6 protein-coding genes are annotated in these 6175 nt (G+C 70.8%); 5 read left to right on the forward strand and 1 reads right to left on the reverse strand.

Features of this window, described 5'->3' with window-relative positions:
- Window positions 1–40: 40 nt before the first annotated feature.
- The 3 genes from trxB to AB0A95_RS08720 all read left to right on the forward strand — a co-directional run bounded on the left by trxB (window position 41) and on the right by AB0A95_RS08720 (window position 2682).
- Window positions 41–991, forward strand: coding sequence for a thioredoxin-disulfide reductase (gene trxB, locus AB0A95_RS08710; RefSeq protein WP_357555009.1), 951 nt, complete (start codon window positions 41–43; stop codon window positions 989–991).
- A gap of 31 nt (window positions 992–1022) precedes the next feature.
- Window positions 1023–1346 carry a thioredoxin gene (gene trxA, locus AB0A95_RS08715; RefSeq protein WP_357555010.1) on the forward strand — a complete coding sequence of 108 codons (324 nt, stop codon included), beginning with the start codon at window positions 1023–1025 and terminating at the stop codon, window positions 1344–1346.
- Window positions 1347–1518: 172 nt separating this feature from the next.
- Complete coding sequence (locus tag AB0A95_RS08720) at window positions 1519–2682, forward strand: N-acetylmuramoyl-L-alanine amidase (protein WP_357555011.1); 1164 nt, start codon at window positions 1519–1521, stop codon at window positions 2680–2682.
- A gap of 16 nt (window positions 2683–2698) precedes the next feature.
- Here the strand turns inward: AB0A95_RS08720 and AB0A95_RS08725 are convergent, their stop codons facing one another.
- Window positions 2699–3364 (reverse strand): GNAT family N-acetyltransferase, encoded by a 666-nt coding sequence (locus AB0A95_RS08725; RefSeq protein ID WP_357066114.1) that lies wholly within the window; start codon window positions 3362–3364, stop codon window positions 2699–2701.
- Window positions 3365–3661: 297 nt separating this feature from the next.
- Between AB0A95_RS08725 and AB0A95_RS08730 the strand changes: the two genes are divergently transcribed.
- Both AB0A95_RS08730 and AB0A95_RS08735 read left to right on the forward strand, forming a co-directional pair.
- On the forward strand, window positions 3662–4975 hold the full coding sequence (locus tag AB0A95_RS08730; RefSeq protein WP_357555012.1) for a PLP-dependent aminotransferase family protein: 1314 nt from the start codon (window positions 3662–3664) through the stop codon (window positions 4973–4975).
- A gap of 7 nt (window positions 4976–4982) precedes the next feature.
- Window positions 4983–5987 (forward strand): D-alanine--D-alanine ligase, encoded by a 1005-nt coding sequence (locus AB0A95_RS08735; protein ID WP_357555013.1) that lies wholly within the window; start codon window positions 4983–4985, stop codon window positions 5985–5987.
- Window positions 5988–6175: the final 188 nt, after the last annotated feature.

Raw genomic sequence — 6175 nt, forward strand, 5'->3', positions numbered from 1 at the left:
CTCACACCGACGCTGAAACACACACAATCGGGAGACGGCAGTGGACGAGGTCCGCAATCTGATCATCATCGGCTCCGGTCCGGCCGGCTACACCGCGGCGGTCTACGCCGCACGCGCCAACCTGAAGCCGCTGATCATCGAGGGCGTGCAGTCCGGTGGTGCGCTGATGACCACGACCGAGGTGGAAAACTTCCCCGGTTTCGCCGACGGCATCCTCGGCCCCGAGCTGATGGACAACATGCGCAAGCAGGCCGAGCGGTTCGGTGCCGAGTTTCTCACCGACGACGTGACCCGGGTCGAGCTGGTAGACACCGGCGACGCCGGTTCCGGCGCGGTGAGCACCGTCTGGGTCGGCGAGACTCCCTACCGGGCCCGATCCATCATCCTCTCCACCGGTTCGGCCTGGCGTCCACTGGGTGTGCCCGGTGAGCAGGAGTTCCTCGGCCACGGCGTCTCCTCCTGCGCCACCTGCGACGGCTTCTTCTTCCGCAACCAGCACATCGTGGTCGTCGGCGGCGGCGACTCGGCGATGGAGGAGGCCAGCTTCCTCACCCGCTTCGCGGAGTCGGTCACCATCATCCACCGTCGCGACTCGTTCCGGGCCAGCAAGATCATGGCCGACCGGGCGTTGAGCAACGAGAAGATCAAGGTCGAGTGGAACAGCGCCGTCGAGGAGATCCTGGGCGACGACGGCAAGGTCACCGGCGTACGGGTCCGCAACGTGCACACCGGCGAGACGAAGGTGCTGGACGTGACAGGCGTCTTCGTGGCCATCGGTCACGACCCCCGCAGCGAGCTCTTCCGTGGTCAGGTCGACATGGACGACGAGGGATACGTGAAGGTCCAGGCCCCCGGCACCCGCACCAACGTGCCAGGTGTCTTCGCCGCCGGCGACCTGGTCGACCACACCTACCGTCAGGCGATCACCGCGGCCGGCACCGGCTGTGCCGCCGCGCTCGACGCCGAACGGTTCATCGCGACGCTCAGCTGAAACAAGGAACACATCCCGGAGGAGGGGCACAGTGGGAAATACCAAGGCGGTCACCGACAAGAGCTTCGTCGCTGACGTGCTACAGGCCGACAAGCCGGTTCTGGTGGACTTCTGGGCCGAGTGGTGCGGCCCCTGCCGCAAGGTGTCGCCGCTGCTCGAGGAGATCGCCGCCGAGATGGGCGACCGGGTCAGCATCGTCAAGCTCAACATCGACGACAACCCGGAGACCGCCCGCGCCTACCGGGTCATGTCGGTGCCGACGCTCACCGTCTTCAAGAACGGCCAGCCGGTGCAGTCGATCGCCGGTGCCAAGCCGAAGGGCGAGCTGGTCCGGCTCATCGAGTCGGCTCTCTGACCAGCAGAAACATCCACCGAACCCCGTACCCGCTCGTCGGGTGCGGGGTTCGGTGTTCTTCCGGCCGCGTCGTCGGCGTTTTTCCCGGCCACGCCACCTCGCCGCCCCGGAACGCATAGCCTCGAACCTGGGCCGCCCGGCCAGCCAGCGTTTGCGCAGAGGGGGTCGTGCCGTGCGTCCGATCCGATCCGGTGACCGGGGCCCCGCGGTCACGGAGATCCGCAGCATCCTGACCGGCCTCGACCTGCTCACCGGCACCGGACCGCACGCCGACGAGTTCGACCTCGCCACCGAGCGGGCGGTCCGCGCGTTCCAGCAGTCCCGCGGCCTCAGCGTGGACGGCCGGGTCGGGGCGGAAACCTGGCGTGCCCTGGACGCCGCCCGCTGGCGGCTCGGCGCCCGCACCCTCTACCACGCGGTCCCCGACCCGCTCACCGGCGAGGATGTCCGGTCGCTCCAGGAGCGGCTGCTGGAGATGGGGTACGACGTAGGTCGGGCGGACGCCATCTACGGCATCCGGACGTCCCGGGCGGTGGCCCAGTTCCAGCGCGAGGTCGGCCTCACCCCCGACGGATCCTGCGGCCCACACACAATGAACGCGCTGCGCCGGATCGGCCGCAAGGTGGTCGGTGGCCGACCACAGTGGCTACGCGAGTCCGACGCCATCCGGCAGTCCGGCCCGGCGTTGGTCGGCAAGACGGTGGTCATCGATCCCGGGCACGGCGGCACCGACCCGGGGATGGTGGTGCCCGACGGGTCGCTGCGCTGGACGGAGGCGGACCTGATGCATGACCTGGCCAGCCGGCTGGAGGGGCGACTCGCCGCGACCGGGGTGCGGGTACAGCTCACCCGCGGCCCGTCGCCGGACAGCTGCCTGCCGGACACCGACCGGGCACTGCTGGCCAACTCGCTGGGCGCTGACGTGTTCATCTCGCTGCACCTGGACGGCCACGCCAACCCGGAGGCGGAGGGCGTCGCCACCTACCACTACGGCACCGACAACGGTGTGACGTCGGCGACCGGTGAACGCCTGGCCGGGCTGGTGCAGCGGGAGATCGTCGCCCGCACCGGGCTGCGCGACTGCCGGACCCACGCCAAGACCTGGGATCTGCTGCGGCTGACACGGATGCCGGCCGTCCGGGTCGAGGTCGGCTACCTCACCTCGCCCACTGACCGCGCCCAACTTGTCGATCCCCGTTTCCGCGACCGGGTCGTGGAGGCGATCGTGGCAGCGGTACAGCGGATGTACTACCCGATCGAGCGGGACGTCCCGACCGGCTCGCTGGACGTCAGCGAACTGCGGGCCGTCGTGACCGCCGGCACTGTGGTCGACTGACCCGCCGGGTCGGCGATCAGGTGTTGGTGGAGCGGGTCGCCGGGGCGGGACGGACCGGACGAAGCAGGGTCTCCGGGCTCATCGAGCCGAGCAGCTTCTCCAGCGCGTACTCGACGTCGGACTTCCAGCTCAGCGCCGTCCGCAGCTCAAGGCGCAGCCGGGGGAAACGCGGATGCGGACGTACTGTCTTGAACCCCACCGAGAGGAAGAAGTCGACGGGTGCCACACAGCCGCCCGCGGGGTCGTCCGCGTCGCCGAACTTGGCGTCGCCGAACGCCTCGATGGCCTTGATCCCCCGCTTGGTCAGGTCCCGGGCGACACCCTGCACCAGCATCCGGCCCAGCCCGCCCCCGGAGAACGCGGCGACCACGTTGGCGGTCATCAGCAGTGCCGCGTCGGCCGAGACCGGCGAGGTCGGGAACGCCATCGAGCGGGGCACGTAGGCGGGCGGCGCGTACGTCACGAAACCCGCCGGCATGCCGTCGACGTACGCGAGCTTGCCGCAGGAACCCCACTCCAGCAGTGTCTGGGAGACCCACGCCTCCTTCTCCAGGCCCGGATCGCCGGCGGCGCAGGCCCGGTCGGCGGAGACCGGATCAAGCTCCCAGTAGACGCACTGCCGGCACGGGCGAGGAAGGTCTTCCAACGTGTCGAGGGTCAGGCTGACCAGACGTCGCGACATATGGCGCATCCCCACAATAGGCTCGGTGGAAGGATCGGCACGAAACGACTGCGCCGCCTTCCTGCCCCCGACGAGCGATCGTACGCCGCCGATCGGCGATACGGGAGGGGACGCGCAGATGGCCACCACACCGGGGGACGACCCGGACGACGGTCCGCCATGTGGTCGATCCTTCTCGGCAGGCCTGCGACGTGGCCCTGGCGGACTAGGATCGACAATCGGTGTCCCACCGCCATGGTCATCGGTGCATGGGGTACCCGGGACGGTAGCCACCCGAGCAGCGATCGAGGTGAGGTCATGACCGGCACGACTCTTGACGACTACACCGACCGGTACGCCCGGCGGGTACGCGGGATGACCGCCTCGGAGATCCGAGCACTGTTCGCGGTCGCCAGTCGTCCAGAGGTCGTCTCGCTCGCAGGTGGCGCACCGTATATTGCCGCCCTTCCGCTGGACGCGGTCGGCGAGATGCTCGGCCGGCTCGGCTCCGAGCACGGCGTGACCACCCTTCAGTACGGCATCGGTCAGGGCACCCTCGATCTGCGCGAGCGCATCTGCGAGGTGATGGCGCTCTCCGGCATCGACGCCGCGTGCGGCGCCTCCCCGGAGGACGTCGTCGTCACCGTCGGCGGGCAGCAGGCCCTCGACCTGGTCGCCCGGCTCTTCCTCGACCCCGGTGACGTGGTGCTGGCCGAGGGTCCGACCTACGTGGGTGCGCTCGGCGTGTTCCAGGCCGCCCAGGCACAGGTTGTGCACGTGCCCATGGACGCGGACGGGCTGATCCCGGAGGCGCTGGAAACCGCCATCGCCGATCTGGCCCGCGCGGGCCGGCGGGTGAAGTTCCTCTACACGATCCCCACCTATCAGAACCCGGCCGGCGTGACGCTCAGCGAGGAGCGCCGGGAACGAGTGCTCGACATCTGCGAACGCGCCGGTCTGCTCGTCGTCGAGGACGACCCGTACGGTCAGCTGGGTTTCGAGGGTGACGCGCCGGTGCCTCTGCGGGCCCGTCGCCGCGACGGGGTCTTCTACCTCAGCACCTTCTCCAAGACCTTCGCGCCAGGGCTGCGCGTCGGCTGGATCCTGGCCCCGCACGCGGTCCGCGACAAGCTCGTCATCGCCAGCGAGGCCCAGATCCTCTGCCCCAGCGTCTACGCCCAGACCGCCGTGGCCACCTACCTCGGCACGATGCCCTGGCGGCAGCAGCTCAAGGTCTATCGCGAGGTCTACCGGGAGCGCCGCGACGCGCTGCTCGACGCGATGGCCGACCTGATGCCGGAGGGCACCAGCTGGACCACGCCGGCCGGCGGTCTCTTCGTGTGGGCCACCCTGCCCGAGGGCCTCGACTCGAAGGCGATGATGCCGCGCGCCGTCGCCGCTCGGGTCGCCTACGTGCCCGGCACCGGCTTCTACGCCGACGGCACCGGCACCGGCGCGATGCGGCTGAACTTCAGCTTCCCGCCTCCGGAGCGGATCCGCGAGGGCGTCCGCCGGCTCGCCGGTGTGATGGAGCAGGAGATCGCGATGCGCCGGGTCTTCGGTGCCGTGGGCGGCGCCGCAGGCCGACGCGGCCAGGCCGGCTCCGACGTGCCAGGGCCCGACTTGGCATGATGCCGGCATGGGTACGACCGCCACTGAGCGCCTCCTCGTGACCGATTCCGCCGCCCCCACCGACCTGCGCGTCGTGGTGCTCGCGGGTGGGCTCTCCTACGAACGGGACGTCTCACTGCGCTCCGGTCGACGAGTGCTCGACGCGCTGCGCGCCGTCGGGGTGGAAGCCGAGCTGCGCGACGCCGACGCGGCACTGCTCCCCGCGCTGGCCGCCGACCCGCCGGACGCCGTCGTCATCGCACTGCACGGAGCCACCGGCGAGGACGGCTCACTGCGCGGCGTGCTGGACCTGTGTGACGTCCCGTACGTCGGCTGCGACGCCCGCGCCTCCCGGGTCGCCTGGGACAAGCCCTCGGCCAAGGCGGTGCTCCGCGAGGCCGGCATTCCCACACCGGACTGGGTGGCCCTGCCGCACGACCGCTTCTCCGAGCTGGGCGCTGTCGCCGTACTGGACCGGATCGTCGACCGACTCGGCCTGCCCCTGATGGTCAAGCCCGCCCAGGGCGGGTCGGGGCTGGGTGGCGCGGTGGTGCGGGACGCCGCGGCGCTGCCCGCCGCGATGGTCGGCTGCTTCGCGTACGACTCGACAGCGCTCGTCGAGCGGTACGTGCCCGGCATGGACGTGGCGGTCTCCGTTGTCGATCTCGGCGACGGACCGCAGGCGCTGCCGCCGGTGGAGATCGTGCCCCGCAACGGCGTGTACGACTATGCCGCCCGCTACACGGCGGGACGGACCACCTGGCACGCTCCGGCCCGGTTGGACCCGGAGGTGTCCGCCACTGTCGCCGACGTGGCCCTCGCCGCGCACACCGCGCTCGGTCTGCGGGACCTCTCGCGGGTAGACGTGATCGTGGACGCCGCCGGTGAGCCGCACGTGTTGGAAGTCAACGTCTCGCCGGGCATGACGGAGACGTCGCTACTGCCACTTGCCGTGCAGGCGGCCGGGCTGGACTTCGGCCGGCTCCTCGGCACTCTTGTCGCCCGAGCGGCTGCCCGCCGCACCACTCCCTGACCTACTGGCCGCCGCCGCGGTGCGCCGCTGCCTCTGAGTCGACCATGAGGGTGGCGTGGTTTGCCGCACGCCTGGATCACCGTGCCAGCCCTCATGGTCGGTCCACCGTCAGCGAGCCGTCCCCGCGTCCGGTGCTACGGCGTGCGCCGGCCTGGCGGCGTGCGCCGGTGGTGCGGGTACGGAACCCG

It is taken from the genome of Micromonospora sp. NPDC049230, assembly GCF_040647875.1.
Classification (GTDB): domain Bacteria; phylum Actinomycetota; class Actinomycetes; order Mycobacteriales; family Micromonosporaceae; genus Micromonospora.

Coding starts and splice junctions, on each gene's coding strand:
- AB0A95_RS08725 (WP_357066114.1), bottom strand. CDS start 3,364: ATGTCGCGACGTCTGGTCAGCCTGACCCTCGACACGTTGGAAGACCTT.
- AB0A95_RS08730 (WP_357555012.1), top strand. CDS start 3,662: ATGACCGGCACGACTCTTGACGACTACACCGACCGGTACGCCCGGCGG.
- AB0A95_RS08735 (WP_357555013.1), top strand. CDS start 4,983: ATGGGTACGACCGCCACTGAGCGCCTCCTCGTGACCGATTCCGCCGCC.